The organism is Pseudotenacibaculum haliotis (assembly GCF_042684245.1).
Lineage (GTDB): Bacteria > Bacteroidota > Bacteroidia > Flavobacteriales > Flavobacteriaceae > Polaribacter > Polaribacter haliotis_A.
In genome coordinates, this window is the sequence record NZ_JBHULH010000004.1 from 138,410 (window position 1) to 156,211 (window position 17,802).

The following is a 17,802-nucleotide window of genomic DNA, read 5'->3' on the forward strand; positions in this document are numbered from 1 at the left end:
TGAAGCCACAAATTTAAAATTTTCGATTGTAATAATTATATACTATATCTTGTTTTTTTTCTTTTTATGAAGCAGTTATTAACAAAAAAAGGCGTCTAATGACGCCTTTTGTTTTATCTTTTAATGATCTTTCTGGTTGTAGTTCTACTTCCATCTGAAATCTTTAAGAGGTAAATACCGCTGGTAAGATTAGATAGGTCTAACTTAGGTTGTGTTTGGGTTACCTGACCTTGTTTGATCTTTTTTCCTAGAATATTGAATACTTCAATTTCTAGTTGCTCATTATTCTTAACAAAAATATATTCGAAAGAAGTAGGGTTAGGGTAGATATTCAATCCATCCCAAACAAAACTATCTGAGCTTAATGTTGCAGAGTGAGAACCAAGATCATCTACAGTATCTTGAGGGAAAGAGTCCCATTCGTTCACTTCATCAAAGGTTGTGTTAGGCCCTGTTACAGATGATTTTCTTCTTAGCGTAACATCTTTGGCAAAATCTGCACCTCCAAAATCAAGTTCTCCAACAATATCGATCAATGTTTCATCTCTAAACAAACCAACTGGGTCATCTCCATTGAAATTTAGAGGTTCTCCAAAATTAGTTCCTGCATTATTTGGAACCACAATATCAGCTTCGGCTAATATTGTTGCATTGGTGGCATTACTATTAATAATAACAACAACATCACCAGAGGCTAGAGTTCCTGTTAAGTCATATCGAGTAGACCAAGGTCCGGTTCCGTTAGATTGACGTCTTAGGTTATAAAGTGATAGATCCACAGAAGCTCCGGTAGTGTTTGCAATTTCAATGGCTTTATTATTTCCGGAACCTTCTATATATTCAGAGATAAACAATTCTGTAGAGCTTCCAGACCCATCAGTAGTTGTTCCATTGACAGGTGTACTTTGAGCTGATTGGTTTCCAACAGCATCTTTTGCTAAAACAGTTACCGAATAGGTAGTTGTTGCTGTAAGTCCGTTTACTGTATAAGTAGTATTGGCTGTAGTGGCATTAAATGATCCGTCTAGGTAAACATCATAGGCTGTAACAGCTGTATTGTCTGTTGAAGCATCCCAAGTAACTTTAAAAGAAACATCTGTAGGGTTACTTACAACTACATTCATAGGCACAGTAGGTGCTTGAGTGTCTTCTAGTGTCATTACATTTAAAGGAGCGCTCTGAGCAGAAGAATTATCTGCTAAATCTTTTGCTAAAACAGTTAAGCTAAAAGATGTGTTTGATGCTAAACCTGTAATTGTATAGTTTGTATTTGATGTTGAACCTTCTAAGTTACCATCTACATAAATATCGTAGCTAGAAACACCAAAATTATCTGTTGATGCATCCCAAGAAAGATCTATAGAGAAAGTAGTAACATTAGAAGCAACTAGGTTTGTAGGTACAGAAGGAGCTTCAGTATCGCTTCCTGAGTAGATTCCCCATGTGTCTTCAGCTTCAGGTCCTCCCCAAATTCTTGTTGCTAATCTTGGGTTGTCTATAAAAGGATTTCTGTTTCCTTGTGCATAGGTATTTGAAGTGTTCTCGTGATACGTATTTCTCTGTCTCTCAAAATCAGAAACAGGGTCATCTACATTCCATTGTAAGAATAGATCGATCATGTCATCAGGAGTTCCTGTTGTGCTACCAACTCCTACATTGCTTGGTAAACATTGACTACCATATCTTAAATACATGTACATGATAATCCTTGCAACATCACCTTTCCACTCATCTCCAGGGTACCATCCTCCAGTTACAGCTCCAGAGTTTCCAGTTCCTGTAGCAAATAATTTATTACTTCTTGAAGAGTTTCTTTGAGGATCACAGGGTCTTAAGTTGTGAGCATCTGCATAAGGAGGTCCATCTGTACCGGCTTGGTCTAAATCTGGAGTTCCTAAAGAATTTGCATATACGTGTTCTCTGTTCCATTGTCCAACACTACCACCGTTGTTATTGATGTCTCTTTCGCGGTCGTTGGTAACATCTCCATCAGTTCCATTTTCCCAACCGTAAATAAGCAATACTTCCATACTGTTACTAGGGTTGACATCTGTTATCATACTAGCACTCCAAATACCTGGGGTGTATGTTAGGTTATTGGTATGTGTGGTTGTTATTTTTGTTGCTAGCGCATTCTTAAGCGCAATCCCTGTTAAATTCACATTTACATCATTGTAATACGCTTCTTGTGAGAAGAGATATAAAGAGAATAGGGATAGGAAGTAAAAAAGTAATTTTTTTCTCATTGTTTTCTCATTGTTTTCTTTCTAGTTGGGCCATGTAAAAACCATCGAACCCGGATTTACTCGCTAATACTTTGTTATCTTTTACAAAAGTAAATTCTTTTCCTGCTTCTGAGGTTAAGAATTTATCAACTTGTTGTTGGTTTTCAGAAGGTAGCACAGAGCAGGTAGCATATACAAGTTTTCCTCCGGGCTTAACCATTTTGGAATATTGTTGTAATATATCCTGTTGTACTTTTCTGATCTCATCTAAAAATTCCGGTTGTAATTTCCATTTAGAATCTGGATTTCTTCTTAATACACCTATACCGGAACAGGGTGCATCAATTAAGACTCTATCGGCTTTATTATATAATTTTTTGATCGGTTTTGTAGAATCGATCACTTTGGTATCTATATTATGAACTTTATTTCTTCGAGCTCTGATTTTTAGCTTTTTAAGTTTACTCTCGTAAATGTCCATTGCAATAATTTGTCCTTTGTTTTTCATCAAAGAAGCAATGTGTAGTGTTTTACCACCGGCTCCTGCACAGGTGTCTACAACTTTCATCCCGGGAGTTACTTCTAAATATTCTGCTACAAGTTGAGAGGAAGCGTCCTGAACTTCGAAAAAACCTTTCTTGAAAGCATCAGTTTTAAACACATTAGCTCTTTCTACAAGTTTTAAGGCACTTTCATAACCTTTTATAGGTTCTGTATCAATATCTTCTTTTGAAAGCTCTTTTCGGAGGTTTTCTTTTGAAATATTTAAGGTATTGGTTCTCAGAATAACTTCAGCTTGCTTATTCAAAGCAGCCATTTCCTGTGTCCACACATCTTCTCCTAGTTCTTCAACACAAATTTGGTCGATCCAATCAGGAATAGACTCTCTAAACTTTCTGGTTTTAGATAATTCGTCGAAACGTCCTTTGATACGACGGTTAGGAGTGGGTTCTATTTGTTTCCAGTCTGGAAGCTGAATTCCTTTCAACACACACCAAACAGAGAACAAACGCCACAAGTTTGGTCTGCTATAAGGTTCTTTAACTTCTGCTATTTCTGCATACAAACGTTTCCAACGAACAATGTCATAGATAGTTTCTGCTACAAACTTTCTATCTCTGCTTCCCCAACGTTTGTCTCTTTTTAAAGCTTTTTCTACGGCTTTATCTGCATAAACATCCTCATTAAAAATGTCGTGGATGCTGTCAATAACTGTAAATACTAAGTTTCTGTGGAGTCTCACTATCAAAAATTTAAGCCTACAAAGATAGGAATAGACTTTGACTTAACGCTTTATTCGTTTTTCTTTTTCGTAAAGTCTTTGAAAATAACCTTCCGCCTTTTCTCTACGATATAGAAGGAGACGTAAGCTCCATCTTGATTGTTGCGGAGTTGAACGGACAAATTATTTCGGGTAATTCTAAAACGATCTCCCAAGATTCCTTCATCCATAGTAATGGTATATTGACCAAAGGGTAGATAAAATTCAAAACGACCATTTGCATCTGTCAATGTATTGTATACTTTATCGCCTTTAACCGCACTGATCTTGATTCTTGAAAGGTCTAAGGGTTTATTATCGGTTACGGCAATCTTTTGTCTATCTACAATTACATCACCATATACTTTAATACCTCTTACAAAAGGAATATAGTTGATTCCGTCTTGATTGATCACTATAGAATCTTGTGTATTGGCAAACCATCCGTTAAGATCTTCTAATGCTAAGGTTTCAAATTTGTATTTATCTAGTTTTAAGTTCTTAATGGTAGCTTTTCCTTCAGCATCTGTAATAACTTCGTTCTTATTTACTTTTATAACTACATTCTGTACACTGGTTTCATCTTTTTCTTTGATACCGTTTCCATTAATATCTAAGAAAGAAACAAACTCAGTAGTAGCTGCAATTTTCTTGGTAAAAGGTATAGGAACTCCAAATTCTTTTCGCAAACTAAAGTTTAGGTTTAGATTACTGGTAGTTGTAGGGCCTAAATTTTGTTGGTTCGGATTGTTTGGGTCGTTAAGATCAAAAACAGAACTAAAATCACTGGTTGTAAAGATATAATTGGCACTCAAACCAAATCTCCATCCAGAGTTAGAAAAATAGTAGGCTTGAGGGAATAGTCCTACTGAATGATTTTTAAATACGTTGTTAAAGCTATAGATCAAGCTGGATTCCATTGCAAAATGTCTGTTTGCAAACAAATGCTGATTTTGAACAGATAGTCTTAAAGATTGTGGAGTTACCAAATCGTTTTGGTTTTGCTGTGATGAAATAGAGGAGAAGGTTCCTAAATTATATCGAGCTGTTACGTTCCACGTGCGGTAACGGAACAATCCACTAACTTCTAAACTAAAGTATTCTTTAGAGTCAACCTGATTCCTTGGTTTTGCATATCCGGCTCTTGTAAACAGTGAACTCAAGAAGTTTTGATCAAGATTGAAAATAGAATAACGGAAATTCAAACCTCTCAATACAAATGAATTGTTTGGGAAATTTCTGTATTCATAAAATACTCCGGGTTGGTAAGAACCTGTAGGAGTTCTCTTTGAAAAAACTAGGTTAGAGAATAGAGTTTCTTGGTTGTAAAGGAATTGATCTGTATTTCTATTAAAAACACGAGTCTTTTGATAGTTTCCGGACATGATTCCTAACCATCCGTTTTTCAACTCATAGGTCAAACGTTGGTTTAAAAAGGCTCTTTCTGTAGTACCATTACTAAAGTTACGATCGTTGTATCGTAGGTTGATATTAGCTTTTAGCTTTCTGTTTAAGACAATAGAAGAATAATTGGTACCGATGATGTAACCGTTTCTATTGACAGTTGTATTGTTCAACTCAAATTCCTGATTACTAAAACCACCAATCATAGATACTGTATGCGCATTTAAAAAGCGAACCGTAGGTTGTACGGTAGCAACGGTAGTTGTTGTGTTGATGATTTTATTGTTACTACGACCTGCTCTGGCAGTTAATCGTATATTTTCGTTGTATTTTAATCGATACCAACCTCCATAACTAATGATTCCGGTATTGAAATCTACAAAACCTGCTGAGTTGGTATAAAAAGCACCGGCTGTGTGTTGTTCATTAAATCGATAGGCAGCTTTGATTCCTTTTCCGGCTGCAGAAGTTCCAATAAGATCACCACTAATTTGTCCAACCTCAATAGATTTCTTATCATCAAAATACCCTACATACCACGGAGCATTTCTAAAAACATTATTTGTAAAAAAGCTGTTGCTGTAATTGAATTGTGTAAAATACAATAAACTTGCTTTTGGGTTTAATTGTTTAAACCCTTGTAAGTTGAGCGATAGAAAACTACGATCATCCAATATGTTTTGCGCATTCAAATCAACAATCAATGGCAAATATGGGTATCCATAAGGACTGGCTTCAATCTCGTTAGGAAGCTTTATAAAGTTTAGTTTGGTTCTTTTTTGTAATGCTGTTTTACTAATTTTTGGTTCACTACTGTTAACAACCAAAGACCTTGTAATTCGTTCTGTATTGGTAATAGGAGAGAAGTTGTTAATTGAAATCCTCTTTCTGTTTCTCTCATTAAAACTTGTAGCAATAGCTCTGTAGGTAAACTCTCTGCTTTCGCCCGGCGCTAATGTAAATGTTGTGCTTGGGTCTTTTATTTCTGTAGAGAGCGTATCTGCTAAGATCAGATCTTTTCTGGGGACTGTATAGCTAAGAAAAACATCTTGCTTATAGTTTCCGTTATTGTCTACAGAAAAGGTAAAGTCCTTTTCGTTCTCATCATTCTTAAAGTAGTAATTGGTATTGTTTTTAATTCCTAAACTCCAAGCTACTTTCTTTTTTGTAGTTAAGGTGAAGAAGTTATTTCCTATTTGTTGACCATCTGTAGAGATGATAAAAGTATTGACAACTATTTCTGTATTTCCATTGATCAATTTGGTAGGAGAGATGATAATAGGAACAATAACAGTGTCTTTTGGGCGAACACTATATACTTTATTAGCATCATCAATACGGGTCCAACCTCCCGGAAATAGAGCGTCTACTGTAAAAGTGGTTACTCTTGTATCGTGATTAACGACTTTAAGTACATTAGAAACGATATTTCCTTTTTTTAGTTCAAAAGAAGATCGGTTAAATTTTGTTGAAATATTACCAAATCGTATAAACGGAACAGTGTCTATACTTTGTTCATTGGTAACGTTTTGAGAATAGATAGATTGATTGCTAAAAAAGAGAGCAATAATAGGTATGCAAAGAAGATATTTTAAAGAGGACAATAAACTTCTCAATGTTATAAGTTTTCTTCTAAACGAAAACGAATATTTAGGTTATAAATTCCTGGATTGTACTGAAAGCCCGGATTCAAACGAATATCGATATCAAAATTGAATTCATCAAAATTGGTTAGGTAGCTTCCAGGACCATTTACATTTTGTGTACAACTTCCAGCAGGTGTTACCGGTAACATTTGAGCGATAATATCTAGAATATCAGCTGTGGTATTAAACGATCTAAATGTGTTATCTGAAGGAGAAGTAGCACAAGCATTTCTTACACGAATTTGCAATTCACTAATCTGAGGATTACTGGCATTCCCATTTCCGTAAGATGCTAATTCTTCCCATTCATCAACCGGAGTACCGGCTCCAGAGTTGTTTTCTATAAACATACGCAAGTTCCAAGAACACAAAGGGTCTGGAACATTTTGATCTTCTACGGTAATTCGAATTCTGGCAACACTGTTGATGGTTACTCCACCGTTATATTTTGTAAAGTCGTCAAAAACTACAACTTGGTTTACAGAACTGTTAGGTACAATAGCTACAGAGCCACAATGAACCTGTGCTGTTGCTTTACCGGAGAATAGAACTCCGATCAAAAAAAGTAAAGTGATTTTAACTTTAGTACTCACGTAATGTTTTAAAAAAGGGATGTAACTCATTGAGCCACATCCCAAATATAATTATTAAAAAATAAAGATTATTGATCTTCTAATAATACATACTGTACATACATAGTATATACTCCTGGCTCAGCATAACTTCCAGCTCCGTTGTCAGTTACGATGTCTTGCGCTACAGTACCGTCAGCATTACCAGCATTTGGGAAAATAGCAGGTAAACCTGGTAAAATTCTGTAGTCAATTGCATAGTAATAGTCAGATGTAATACCAGTTTGAGTTAAGTAAGAACCACCTGGCATGAAATCTTGACCAGCAGTACCTGAAGTACCAGCGTGACCAGCAATGTATTTATCAGTTGTAGACGGAGGAGTGATAGCACCACCGTTTACATATAAACTGTTAGCACGGCTTACAGTTCCGTTTGCAGAGAAAGCAGAGCTATAGTCAGTAAAAGTACCAGTTGCAGCACCGTCACCACTATTTGGCTGAGATTGTCTTAACTCTAACAAACTTAAAGGTAATTGATCAATTGCGTTAGGATTGTTGTTTCCGTAATCAATTTGTTGATCCCAGAATCCAGCAGCAGTAGCTCCAGAAGATCTACCTACAGCGTATAAATCCCAACTTACAGTAGAACTTACCTTTAAAATAGTTGCAGCATATTGTGTAATACCTGCGTAGTATTCGTTGATGTCATCGAATACAAATTCCAACTGGTTTGCAGTTGTCATGTCTAACTGTAATACAGGTTGTAAATCCAGTGTTACAGTTACATCTTTTTCATCAATTAGCTGAGCGTTAGCAGTACTCACAAGTCCTACTAACATCAGTAATGTTAAAAGTAATTTTGATTGTTTCCTCATAATAAATCGATTTTAAGGGGGTTAATATTTAGGTTAATTAATTTCAAATTCCATTCTTGCTGCCTGAATCTCATCAGAACTTTCATAATCTAATACTCCTACAGCAAGGTATTTTCCTTTGGGTAAATTGGGTAGGTTAAAGTTGAAGTCTCTAACAAGTTCCGGAACAATTGTAAAGTTTTTCACTTTTAATCGTTGTTGCTCACCTGTATCTAAATTTGTTAGATCTACATAAGATGTACAGTAAGCAATTCCGTCTCCTTGATTTTGAACTTCAATATAGAGGGCTTTTCCATTTTTTGAGTCTTTTAACTGAAAATCAGTAAACTCAACTTTATTTACTAATACATTTGGAGGGTTTTGATAAGCAAAAACTCCAAAAGCAAAAGTTGGAACAATACCTAAAGCTATGGTATTACCATCCTTTTGGGTATTTAATAAGTTATTTCTAGGTGCTTGTTGTTCGATCATTAAAATAGACCAAGCAGCTTTTCTTCCTGTGTCATCAGAAGGAATACTTACTGTGATCTTTACCTTTTTGTTTTCAAAAGGCTTTAACTGAATGAACGTAGGTGAGATGTTTACCCATTTTGCTAATGAGAACTTTCCTTTCCCGGCAGGTAAAAAACTACTTTTACCTTTTCCGTTCATATCAAAATCATAAATATTCACGTTAAACTCCTTAGGAGTAGACGTGCTATTCTTTACGGTAATGTCATAAGTTTTGACCTCACCTTGCTTTTGACTAAAATGAAAATGGGATGGAGACACCGATACTCCCACAGTTTTGGGAGTTTTACTAGGCTTACCAGATTTGTTTTGGGAATTACCTTCTGAGGTAAAACCAAAAACACAAATCAACAGTAATACTATATAATGTTTCGTCTTAGGGGACATAGATTCACTATTATATGTTTGCCAAATAAAGCAAAAAAACTTGTACTGACCAAGAAATGAAGTGAAAAAATATATGATTTAATCATTAAATTCGCCTAAAGTTTTGAGACTAAGGATGAATTTAAACTACCCTTTAACTTATATTAATGGTATAAGCAATGCCAGAGCTAGCCTGCTTTCAGGAGAATTAAACCTGAGTAGGTTACATGATTTATTGCACTTCTTTCCCTACAGATATATTGACCGAACCAAATTTTATAAAATTGCTGAATTAATTAATAATAATACTGATATTCAGCTGGTTGGTAGGGTTGTGGAAATGAAAACTATAAAGCAAAAGAGAGGTTCACGTTTGGTTGCAAAGTTCCAAGATGATACCGGTAGTATGGAATTGGTATGGTTTAAAGGGCATAAATGGATCAAAGATTCTATCAAGATCAATACTCCTTATATAATATATGGTAAGCTGAATTTTTTTAATGGAAACTTTTCCATAGCGCATCCGGAAATGGAATTGGTAGAGAACTATAAAAGAAAACGACAATCAAAATTACAACCTGTATACTCATCAACAGAGAAGTTGGTCAACAGCGGACTTAGCAATAAGATCCTAAGAGGGTATGTACAGAACTTGTTGCAACAAGTATATGAAGGTATACAAGAAACACTACCTGTACCTTTTATGGAACAATACAAGTTGATAGATAAAAAGCAGGCGTTGTTAAATATTCATTTCCCTAATTCTCCCGAATTGTTGGCAAGAGCACAACAACGATTAAAATTTGAAGAACTCTTTTTTATTCAATTACAATTATTGAGAAAGAAATTGATCCGCAAGAATAAGATCAAAGGCTATGTTTTTGAACAGGTAGGAGAGAACTTTACTACCTTTTATAATAAGCATCTTCCTTTTGCATTAACTGATGCACAGAAAAGAGTACTGAAAGAGATTCGTAAGGATGTGGGTTCTCATGCTCATATGAATCGACTTTTACAAGGTGATGTAGGGTCAGGAAAAACTATTGTAGCACTATTGACAATGTTATTAGCTATAGATAATGGTTTTCAGGCTACCATTATGGCGCCAACCGAAATCTTAGCAACGCAGCATTACAATGCTATCGATGAGTTATTAAAGAATATGGATGTTTCTGTTGAACTATTGACAGGTTCTACAAAAGCCAAGAAGAGAAAAGAGATTCATAGTTCTTTAGAAGATGGAAGTCTTAAAATACTTATTGGAACACATGCTTTGCTTGAAGATAAGGTTCAATTTCAAAATTTGGGAATAGCAATTATTGATGAGCAACATCGTTTTGGTGTAGCACAACGCTCAAAGATGTGGCAAAAGAACGAACTGCCTCCTCATATATTGGTAATGACTGCCACTCCAATTCCTAGAACTTTAGCAATGAGTGTTTATGGTGATCTAGATATTTCTGTAATTGATGAATTACCTCCCGGTAGAAAAGAAGTGAAAACAGTACATCGATATGATAGCAATAGACTGTCAGTTTTTAACTTTATGAAGCAAGAGATTCAAAAAGGAAGGCAAGTGTATGTTGTTTATCCTCTTATACAAGAATCTGAAGCCATGGATTATAAAGATCTGATGGATGGCTACGAAAGCATTTCAAGAGAATTTCCATCACCCAATTACCAAATAAGTATTGTGCATGGAAAGATGAAAGCAGAGGATAAGGAGTTTGAGATGCAGCGTTTTGTGAAAGGAGAAACACAGATCATGGTTGCTACTACTGTGATTGAAGTAGGAGTGAACGTACCTAATGCCAGTGTCATGGTTATTGAAAGTTCAGAACGTTTTGGACTTAGTCAGTTACATCAGTTACGAGGAAGAGTAGGAAGAGGAGCAGATCAAAGTTATTGTATACTATTATCCAGCTTTAAATTATCTTCAGAAGCCAAAACAAGGCTTCAAACTATGGTAGAAACTTCGGATGGATTTAAAATAGCAGAAGTCGATTTAAAATTACGTGGCCCTGGAAATATTATGGGAACACAGCAAAGTGGAGTTTTAAATTTAAAAATAGCAGATGTCGTAAAAGATACACCTATTCTTCAAAAGGCTAGGAGTGCTGCGATTGAATTGCTGCAAAATGACCCTAATTTGTCTAAGCCGGAGAATGCTGTTATTCAACGAACATATTCAGAATTATCTAAACGAACAGGAGCTTGGTCGAATATTAGTTGATATTTGTCTTAAGCAATGATATTCAGTTGTTTATTATTTTTTACGTAACTTAGCTAATATTCCCCATGACATTTTAATAATACAAATCTTGTAATTATATAGTAATAGCCATGATTTCTATGGTGTGAAAAAGTCCCTATTTACCGTAAATAGTAATTAAAAATCTTGTCATGAAAAGATTTTTATGGGCTTTATGTCTTGTTTTTATTTCACCAAATGTAGTATCACAAGAAAAAATCTCTATAGATGTTAGTTTAGACCCTAAGCTTGCTTTGATGCGTGATGACTACGGAAATACACCTTTCACTTTAAATTCATTGGTGAACTTTTCTGTACAGCTCCAGCAACTTGAGTATGGGTACTATTTTTTTGGACAATCTGTAGAATATGCAAACCTTTCAGGAGGTAAGTACTTTCGATATTCTATACTACAAGTAGGATATACCTTTAATAAATTCCCTTTTTTAGATAGGATAGAAGCTTCTATGGCACTTAATTATGGAATAGTAAAAAGGTGGACTTTTGACTTTAGTAATTTTGGCGCTATTTTCAATCTCTCATATGCTCTTACTGACAGACTGAGGATAAGTTCTTTAATGCAAGTTGTTCGTAGAACAGATATTGAAAACCCTAATGACTCAGAAGAGATCTATCGAACTAGTTTCTTCTTGGGTCTTAGATTTGATGTTTTCGGAACAAATGTTATGTAAACGTAAAAAATAAAATTTATTAGAATTAAAGATTGAATCTTGCCATTTTTTTTGTATCTTTATACTAGTCTCCTAAGTAGAACTGTAATAATTGACACACTTCGTCAATTATGTGTAAAACCCCCTAAGGGTGTATACGATTAGGATCCCCTCAATTTTAATCTTATCTACACACACCTTTACATTTTAATTAATTCTTTTATCTATTAATTAGATTAATTAATTTTTCAGGCACGTTATATCTCTAAAAAAGACTTAATTTTTTAGAAGATAATAGGTTGTGTTTAGGTAATCAAAACCCAAACATTATGAAGAAGATAATATGCTTATTATGCCTTATTTTCTATTCGACCGACTTGTTACCTCAGGAAATGTTTTCTGTTGATGTTTTTGCTGATCCCAAAATGGCTGTACAAAAAGACGACCATGGGAATTCACCATTTACTTTAAATGTTCTAATGAATTGTTCTGTGCAATTCAAACAAAGAGAATATGGATATTATTCTTTAGGGCAATCCATAGAATATGCCGACTTAGATGGAGGAAGATACATGAGATATTCTTTCATTCAAGTAGGGTATACGTTTAATAGATTCGGGTTTACAGATAAACTCGAAGCATCTGTAGCTTTAAACTACGGACTTATTAGACGTTGGTCTAGAGGATTTTGTAACTATGGAAGTAATTTCGATATCTCTTACTCCTTTTCAGATCGTTTAAAATTTACTTCACTCCTTCAAGTAGTAAGGAGGCTAGATATTGAAAGCCCGGTAGAGAAAAATGCCATTTTTAGGGCTAGTGTCTTTTTTGGACTTAAATTCAATATTTCCCCGATCAACAATATGATTTGATCAAAAACTATTTTAAGAAAAGAGCTCCATTTCTTAGAAATAGAGCTCTTTTTTATTATGTATGTATCTCATTTTTATGAGGAGATGGCTTGCGATATTTCTTTTTTTAGGCTGCTTACAGCAAAATCTATTTGATCATAGTTATGATTCCCAAATAAAGTAAGTTGCAACCAATTTCGTTTTAATAAATACTTACTCTGATAGCTCAAAGAAAGACCTATCTTATTAAGGTGAGAAGAAAGATCCTGACTGTTTATTTTCTTTTGAATAATTGTGAATACTCTTGAGCTTTTAGTAGCAAACGGAATGACTCCAAGAGAATATAATGCATCATGAACTTTACGAGCATAGGCATCCTTTTGATTCCAATAATCAGTATTCATTGTTTGCTGTATAGAAATACTCAAAGCTTTGAGCTGATTTGAGGATAATGTAAAGGGAATACCTTTTTTGCTTTTGTAATAGAAAAGATCTAAATACCTGGGGATTTTTGAACTCTTTGCTATGTTGATATTTGAAAAAACCAAGGCAATTCCGGAAAGAGAACACAACCCTTTTCCAGACGAACCTGTAGCCATAGATATATTGGATAAATCTATTTGAATAGTTCCTATAGTACTCATACAGTCAACAAATACTTTACAATTGTACTTTTGAGAGATGCTTGCGATTGCTTTTATGTTATTAACTACACCGGTTGATGTTTCGCAATGGCAGAAAAGAATCCATTTAAGATTGTGCGTTTGTATTAAGGTTTCAATTGTACCTAAACAAAATTCATTGCCCCAAGAAGTTTTATGTTTGAGATAATTCAGGCCTATTTTTTTAGACTGTTTGATAAGGCGATTTCCAAATTCACCATTAGACAAAATAATGCCTTTGCTTTTTAGCATTTTAATTTGCCAAAGCATGGCCTCGTTTGCCAATGTGCCACTACCTTGAAGTATAAATGTTTGCTTAGCTTGAAGTTGTTCACATAATTTATTTACAACTTCTTGATGCATTGTTTGGAATTCTACAGATCTGTGAGAAATAGGTTCAGAAATGAGCGCCTGATAAACAGGTTTGTCAAGTGATATAGGACCTGTAGTGAGATTAATCATCTTTAAATTCTTTTTTTAAATTCTCAATAAAAATATACATGGGTTGGTAATAGGCATTCTTTTTTCCAATTACTTCTCCAAAGGTTTGAAATCCTATTTTAGTATAAAATTTAAATTCTCTAGTGGTGGCTGAAATAAGCCCCATAGACACACCATTTCTTTTTAGCTCTTTTATGAGTTGTTGTAAGAGACGAAATGTGACTGTAGTTTTTCTCCATTTTTTTTCTACTGCAAGTAGTCGTATTTCTGCAACTTTGCAGCCCAACGGGATATGATCATCTATTTTGACTTGCTTTTCCTCAAGTGAAAAGGGTCTTATTGTGTTATAGCAAACCATCCCAATAACCTTATTGCCTTTTACAGCAATTAAATAATTATTTTTTGAATGAAATCGATCTATTAACTTTCTATCTGCTCTTTCTTTATGTTGAGGAATTTCCTCTACAAATGTGCTGTAATTTAGCTGATGGAGTTGTTCAAATTCACTTGCCGTAGATGGTACTTTGATAATCATGTTAGTTTTAAAAACGCCATCTAAGATTTAGTCCAAAACTATCGATACCTAGATCTGTATTGCTTACAATTCTAAAATAAGGTCTCCAGTCTACACCAATGACCAAAGGAATTTCGTTGAATTTGTATTCCAAACCAACTTCACCTACAGCTCCTAAAGCAAAAGGATCTCCTAAAAATGTATAAGGACCAGCACCTACATACCAATGGAGGGCTTCTTCGCCTAATGGCTCATAAATAAAATCCCAAAGCAGATCGATTCCTAAACCATCACCAAAAGAAATATCGGCATGTACTCGTGTGGTTTCTCCCATAGGTAATATAGCATCAATAGCAACATTTCCACCGGTTACATCGCCAAAACGCATACCTATTTCCTGAGCGTTGATCTGTGTGATACTAAAGGCAAAAAGGAAAGTGATTAAAATTTTTTTCATCATAGAGTTTTTTATTGATTCCATTTAGGACTTGTTTTAAGTATTTCTTTATAAATATGACAGCTTTCACTATGAGCACCCTTTAAATAGCCCGAACTCATTAAAAATTCGTTGGTAATCTCACCTCCGGTAAACTTAAATGTTTTCTTGAAGAGTTTTACCCATTCGTCTTTTGTTTTTGGATGCTGATGATCTAACCAAGATTGAAAAGAACCAAATTCTTTTTGTAAGCCCAAAATAACATTGGCATTGTGAATTGCAGCATTTACTTTGAGTTTATTTCTAATAATTCCGGCATCGCTTAGCAAACGAGCTCTTTCATTTTCATCATAGTTTGCAACTGCATGAATACTAAAGTTAGAATATGCTTTTCTAAAGTTCTCTTGCTTTTTTAATATGGTATCCCATGACAATCCGGCTTGATTAATCTCAAGAATTAACCTTCCAAACAATTCATCATCAGAATCAATAGGGAAGCCATATTGAGTATCATGGTAAATTTTGTGGACATTTTCTTCTTCCAAATTTTTTGTGTAATCGCAATAAGTGTTGTTGGCCATAACGAATTTTGTCTATAACAAAACTACGAAATAAGATGCCTTTTAGCATATGAACAAGAATAAAAAAGAAGGTCTGCATTTGCAGACCTTCACCCTAACCAAGCAGTAAAACACCTTAATTGATGTCTTCCCCTTTTTCTAACTTAGCAATGTTTGCTTGTACTCTTCCTTTGCTGGCAGCATTAGGTGCATTTGCCAAAGCTTTCTTTAAATGCTTTAAAGCTGTTTTGTATTCTCCTTTTGCAGAATAACCTCTAGCTAATCCATAGTGCACAGGCCAAGTATTCTTATTCTTTTTAGCATTCATCTTAAATACTTCTAAAGCTTTGTCTTTCATTCCAAGAGTAATCAATTGTCTTCCGTATTGATGTGCTTCAAGAATGGTTGCTTTTGGCATATAAGAATCTAGAGCCGCGATAGCTTCATCTTTTTTACCCATCTTATTCAAAATACCTGCTTTGATATTGGTATTATTGAATGTTTGTTGGCTAAAGAACTGACCGGCTATAGCGCCATTGATCCAGTTGAGTGCCTCATTCAAATCGCCACCGTTGTTCATGGCATAGGCAGCAGCTTGCTCCCAAGATTGACGATTGAAACCAGGTTGATTTTGTAATTTCTTACGAACATCTGCTAATACAATATTGGTTACGTCAACTTCAATTTTAAAAGGGAATTGTTTCTTTTCCCAATTTAATGAAGCAACAGCAGAATTGGCAGTTACATCGTTAAACTCATAAGCCAATTGTTCTTTAAAAGGAATTGTTTTTGTTTTGATATTTACACGAACTACATCTTCGCTAGGTTCATAGAAGTAGCTACCCCATGCAGTGTAATTCTTGTTAAAGATGATAGTAGCAGTGTCATCAGCATTTACAATAATGTGCAGGCCGTATTTTCCGGCTTTTATTTCTTTTCCTTCAATTTTTACATCGCTTGTAAACTTAATAATTGTGTTTTCGTTTGCTCCGGCTCTCCATGGAGACTCCTTTGCAGTACCAAAACCTAGGTTGTTCATTCCGTACGGAACTAGTTTTCCCCATATTTCTCTTTTGTTTACGCTAGGTCTAGAGTATTTAATGTATACATCTGTAATACCAATGCGTTGAGAAATGGTAGCCATCTGGCTTCCTCTTGGTAGGTTTAACTGGGGAAAAACTTGAAAACTCACAGTTAAAAACAAACACAAGACAAGTTTAGTTAAGTTGTTTTTTTTCATGATGTAAAGGTTTAAATTGATTCAGTTTCAATTTATTTACATCTGAAATCTCAGTCTGTTAAGTTCTTGTTAAACGTACTTTTTTTGGGAATGAATTAACTATTCTTTAAGAAGCATATCTACAAAAGCTTCGAATTCACTTTTGAAATCAAGATATTTCTGACCTGTGGCTGGCCCATTAAACCCTGTATGAATTTTACGAACTTCTCCCTTTTTATCTATGAAAATACTGGTAGGGTAGGACAATACATGATTTAACATAGGAAGTTTTTCTTGCGCTTTCTTTTTGTCTGATGTTCCGTATTGTGCCAAGAGTATTGGATATTCAATTCCAATTCGATCCTGTAGTCTTTTGATCCTATGAAAGGCTGCTTCCTTAGTTTTAGCCACTTCAAAAGCCAAGGCTACAAATTCGATACCTTCATCTCGGTGATCTTGATAGAATTGAGAGTAGTATTTACTTTCATCCAAGCAGTTTGGACACCAAGTACCCATGATTTGTACGATTACCACTTTGTCTTTAAAGCGATCATCATCTAATGAAACTTGATTTCCTTTATCATCCGGGAAACTAAAGGCTAATTTTTCATATCCTTCTTTGATAAAAGTCAAATCATCTTCATGAGGTAACTCGTAAGTATTATTCTTTTTGGCTACAAATGGTTCTTTCCAATGGTTTCCAGAATAGAAATTTCCCACTAAAGTAGAATCGGTGACTTTTCCTGTAAACAGAAAAGCGTGCGCACCATCAAAAGTAGAAAGCTTAAAGGTATCTCCATCAACAACACCTTCTAAATAGCGATAATCTCCTGTTGTTGTTCTGAATGTTCCTGTTAATTGGTTTCCTGTTTGCTCAAAAATTCCTTTGGCAATGTATCGGTCTTTACCACCATTCGGGCTAAAAACAGTTTCCCAAACTCCAGACATGTCAACAGGTTTGGTTTCATTTTCTACATCAAAACGTACTTCGTTATTCTTTTCTGCTTTGATGGGGACAATCCTGCCTAAGCTTTCTTTAATAAAGCTTCCTTCAAAACCTTCATTAGTAATTTTTGCGGCAATATAGCCTTCAAAAACAGGTGTTTGTATGTAAACAGAATCTTTGTTATATCGTACTTCATCAACCTGTATGATTTCTTCGGCATTGTAAACTTCTAGGGTTGTAGGAGAAGTTACATTGATCACAAAAGGAAGTTCTTGCTGATCTTGTACTTGCAAAGCAACTCTATAAAAGCCATTGTCTAAAGTTTTAGAAGTTTTTTGACAAGAGGCCAAGAGAGTAATAAAAAGTAAGACAAGTATTTTCTTCATATATAC

15 protein-coding genes are annotated in these 17,802 nt (G+C 34.8%); 3 read left to right on the plus strand and 12 right to left on the minus strand.

Annotated features, from left to right (window positions below; all coding sequences use genetic code 11):
- Window positions 1-113: 113 nt before the first annotated feature.
- From ACFSRZ_RS08705 to ACFSRZ_RS08730, 6 genes are all read right to left on the minus strand, one after another.
- Window positions 114-2,246: an endonuclease gene (locus tag ACFSRZ_RS08705; RefSeq protein WP_379666162.1), complete on the minus strand. Its 2,133-nt coding sequence runs from the start codon at window positions 2,244-2,246 to the stop codon at window positions 114-116.
- Window positions 2,247-2,253: 7 nt separating this feature from the next.
- The gene (locus ACFSRZ_RS08710) at window positions 2,254-3,468 is read right to left on the minus strand and encodes an RsmB/NOP family class I SAM-dependent RNA methyltransferase (RefSeq protein ID WP_379666163.1); all 1,215 of its coding nucleotides are present in this window, start codon (window positions 3,466-3,468) and stop codon (window positions 2,254-2,256) included.
- A gap of 50 nt (window positions 3,469-3,518) precedes the next feature.
- Window positions 3,519-6,506, minus strand: coding sequence for a hypothetical protein (locus tag ACFSRZ_RS08715; RefSeq protein ID WP_379666164.1), 2,988 nt, complete (start codon window positions 6,504-6,506; stop codon window positions 3,519-3,521).
- Between the two features lie 2 nt (window positions 6,507-6,508).
- The gene (locus ACFSRZ_RS08720; protein ID WP_379666165.1) at window positions 6,509-7,129 is read right to left on the minus strand and encodes a hypothetical protein; all 621 of its coding nucleotides are present in this window, start codon (window positions 7,127-7,129) and stop codon (window positions 6,509-6,511) included.
- Between the two features lie 68 nt (window positions 7,130-7,197).
- Window positions 7,198-7,983 carry a hypothetical protein gene (locus ACFSRZ_RS08725; protein ID WP_379666166.1) on the minus strand — a complete coding sequence of 262 codons (786 nt, stop codon included), beginning with the start codon at window positions 7,981-7,983 and terminating at the stop codon, window positions 7,198-7,200.
- A 33-nt stretch (window positions 7,984-8,016) separates the two neighbouring features.
- A complete protein-coding gene (locus ACFSRZ_RS08730; protein WP_379666167.1) occupies window positions 8,017-8,880 on the minus strand; it encodes a hypothetical protein in 864 nt (287 codons plus the stop codon).
- Window positions 8,881-8,995: 115 nt separating this feature from the next.
- Between ACFSRZ_RS08730 and recG the strand changes: the two genes are divergently transcribed.
- The 3 genes from recG (at window position 8,996) to ACFSRZ_RS08745 (ending at window position 12,653) form a co-directional block, all read left to right on the plus strand.
- Window positions 8,996-11,092: an ATP-dependent DNA helicase RecG gene (gene recG / locus ACFSRZ_RS08735; protein ID WP_379666168.1), complete on the plus strand. Its 2,097-nt coding sequence runs from the start codon at window positions 8,996-8,998 to the stop codon at window positions 11,090-11,092.
- A gap of 170 nt (window positions 11,093-11,262) precedes the next feature.
- Window positions 11,263-11,802, plus strand: a complete 540-nt coding sequence (locus ACFSRZ_RS08740) for a hypothetical protein (RefSeq protein WP_379666169.1) — start codon at window positions 11,263-11,265, stop codon at window positions 11,800-11,802.
- Between the two features lie 308 nt (window positions 11,803-12,110).
- The gene (locus ACFSRZ_RS08745; RefSeq protein WP_379666170.1) at window positions 12,111-12,653 is read left to right on the plus strand and encodes a hypothetical protein; all 543 of its coding nucleotides are present in this window, start codon (window positions 12,111-12,113) and stop codon (window positions 12,651-12,653) included.
- A 74-nt stretch (window positions 12,654-12,727) separates the two neighbouring features.
- Here the strand turns inward: ACFSRZ_RS08745 and ACFSRZ_RS08750 are convergent, their stop codons facing one another.
- The 6 genes from ACFSRZ_RS08750 to ACFSRZ_RS08775 all read right to left on the minus strand — a co-directional run bounded on the left by ACFSRZ_RS08750 (window position 12,728) and on the right by ACFSRZ_RS08775 (window position 17,796).
- Window positions 12,728-13,756, minus strand: a complete 1,029-nt coding sequence (locus tag ACFSRZ_RS08750; RefSeq protein ID WP_379666171.1) for an aminotransferase class V-fold PLP-dependent enzyme — start codon at window positions 13,754-13,756, stop codon at window positions 12,728-12,730.
- Window positions 13,749-14,270 (minus strand): GNAT family N-acetyltransferase, encoded by a 522-nt coding sequence (locus ACFSRZ_RS08755; protein ID WP_379666172.1) that lies wholly within the window; start codon window positions 14,268-14,270, stop codon window positions 13,749-13,751. The genes ACFSRZ_RS08750 and ACFSRZ_RS08755 overlap by 8 nt, the downstream gene beginning before the upstream one ends.
- A gap of 7 nt (window positions 14,271-14,277) precedes the next feature.
- The gene (locus ACFSRZ_RS08760; RefSeq protein ID WP_379666173.1) at window positions 14,278-14,706 is read right to left on the minus strand and encodes a hypothetical protein; all 429 of its coding nucleotides are present in this window, start codon (window positions 14,704-14,706) and stop codon (window positions 14,278-14,280) included.
- Between the two features lie 11 nt (window positions 14,707-14,717).
- Window positions 14,718-15,266 carry a DNA-3-methyladenine glycosylase I gene (locus tag ACFSRZ_RS08765; RefSeq protein WP_379666174.1) on the minus strand — a complete coding sequence of 183 codons (549 nt, stop codon included), beginning with the start codon at window positions 15,264-15,266 and terminating at the stop codon, window positions 14,718-14,720.
- A 115-nt stretch (window positions 15,267-15,381) separates the two neighbouring features.
- Complete coding sequence (locus ACFSRZ_RS08770; protein WP_379666175.1) at window positions 15,382-16,485, minus strand: DUF2911 domain-containing protein; 1,104 nt, start codon at window positions 16,483-16,485, stop codon at window positions 15,382-15,384.
- Between the two features lie 99 nt (window positions 16,486-16,584).
- Entirely contained in the window at window positions 16,585-17,796 is a 1,212-nt protein-coding gene (locus tag ACFSRZ_RS08775) for a peroxiredoxin family protein (protein WP_379666176.1), read from the minus strand.
- Window positions 17,797-17,802 lie beyond the last annotated feature (6 nt).

Coding starts and splice junctions, on each gene's coding strand:
- ACFSRZ_RS08705 (WP_379666162.1), bottom strand. CDS start 2,246: ATGAGAAAAAAATTACTTTTTTACTTCCTATCCCTATTCTCTTTATAT.
- ACFSRZ_RS08725 (WP_379666166.1), bottom strand. CDS start 7,983: ATGAGGAAACAATCAAAATTACTTTTAACATTACTGATGTTAGTAGGA.
- ACFSRZ_RS08730 (WP_379666167.1), bottom strand. CDS start 8,880: ATGTCCCCTAAGACGAAACATTATATAGTATTACTGTTGATTTGTGTT.
- recG (WP_379666168.1), top strand. CDS start 8,996: ATGAATTTAAACTACCCTTTAACTTATATTAATGGTATAAGCAATGCC.
- ACFSRZ_RS08740 (WP_379666169.1), top strand. CDS start 11,263: ATGAAAAGATTTTTATGGGCTTTATGTCTTGTTTTTATTTCACCAAAT.
- ACFSRZ_RS08745 (WP_379666170.1), top strand. CDS start 12,111: ATGAAGAAGATAATATGCTTATTATGCCTTATTTTCTATTCGACCGAC.
- ACFSRZ_RS08750 (WP_379666171.1), bottom strand. CDS start 13,756: ATGATTAATCTCACTACAGGTCCTATATCACTTGACAAACCTGTTTAT.
- ACFSRZ_RS08755 (WP_379666172.1), bottom strand. CDS start 14,270: ATGATTATCAAAGTACCATCTACGGCAAGTGAATTTGAACAACTCCAT.
- ACFSRZ_RS08760 (WP_379666173.1), bottom strand. CDS start 14,706: ATGAAAAAAATTTTAATCACTTTCCTTTTTGCCTTTAGTATCACACAG.
- ACFSRZ_RS08765 (WP_379666174.1), bottom strand. CDS start 15,266: ATGGCCAACAACACTTATTGCGATTACACAAAAAATTTGGAAGAAGAA.
- ACFSRZ_RS08770 (WP_379666175.1), bottom strand. CDS start 16,485: ATGAAAAAAAACAACTTAACTAAACTTGTCTTGTGTTTGTTTTTAACT.
- ACFSRZ_RS08775 (WP_379666176.1), bottom strand. CDS start 17,796: ATGAAGAAAATACTTGTCTTACTTTTTATTACTCTCTTGGCCTCTTGT.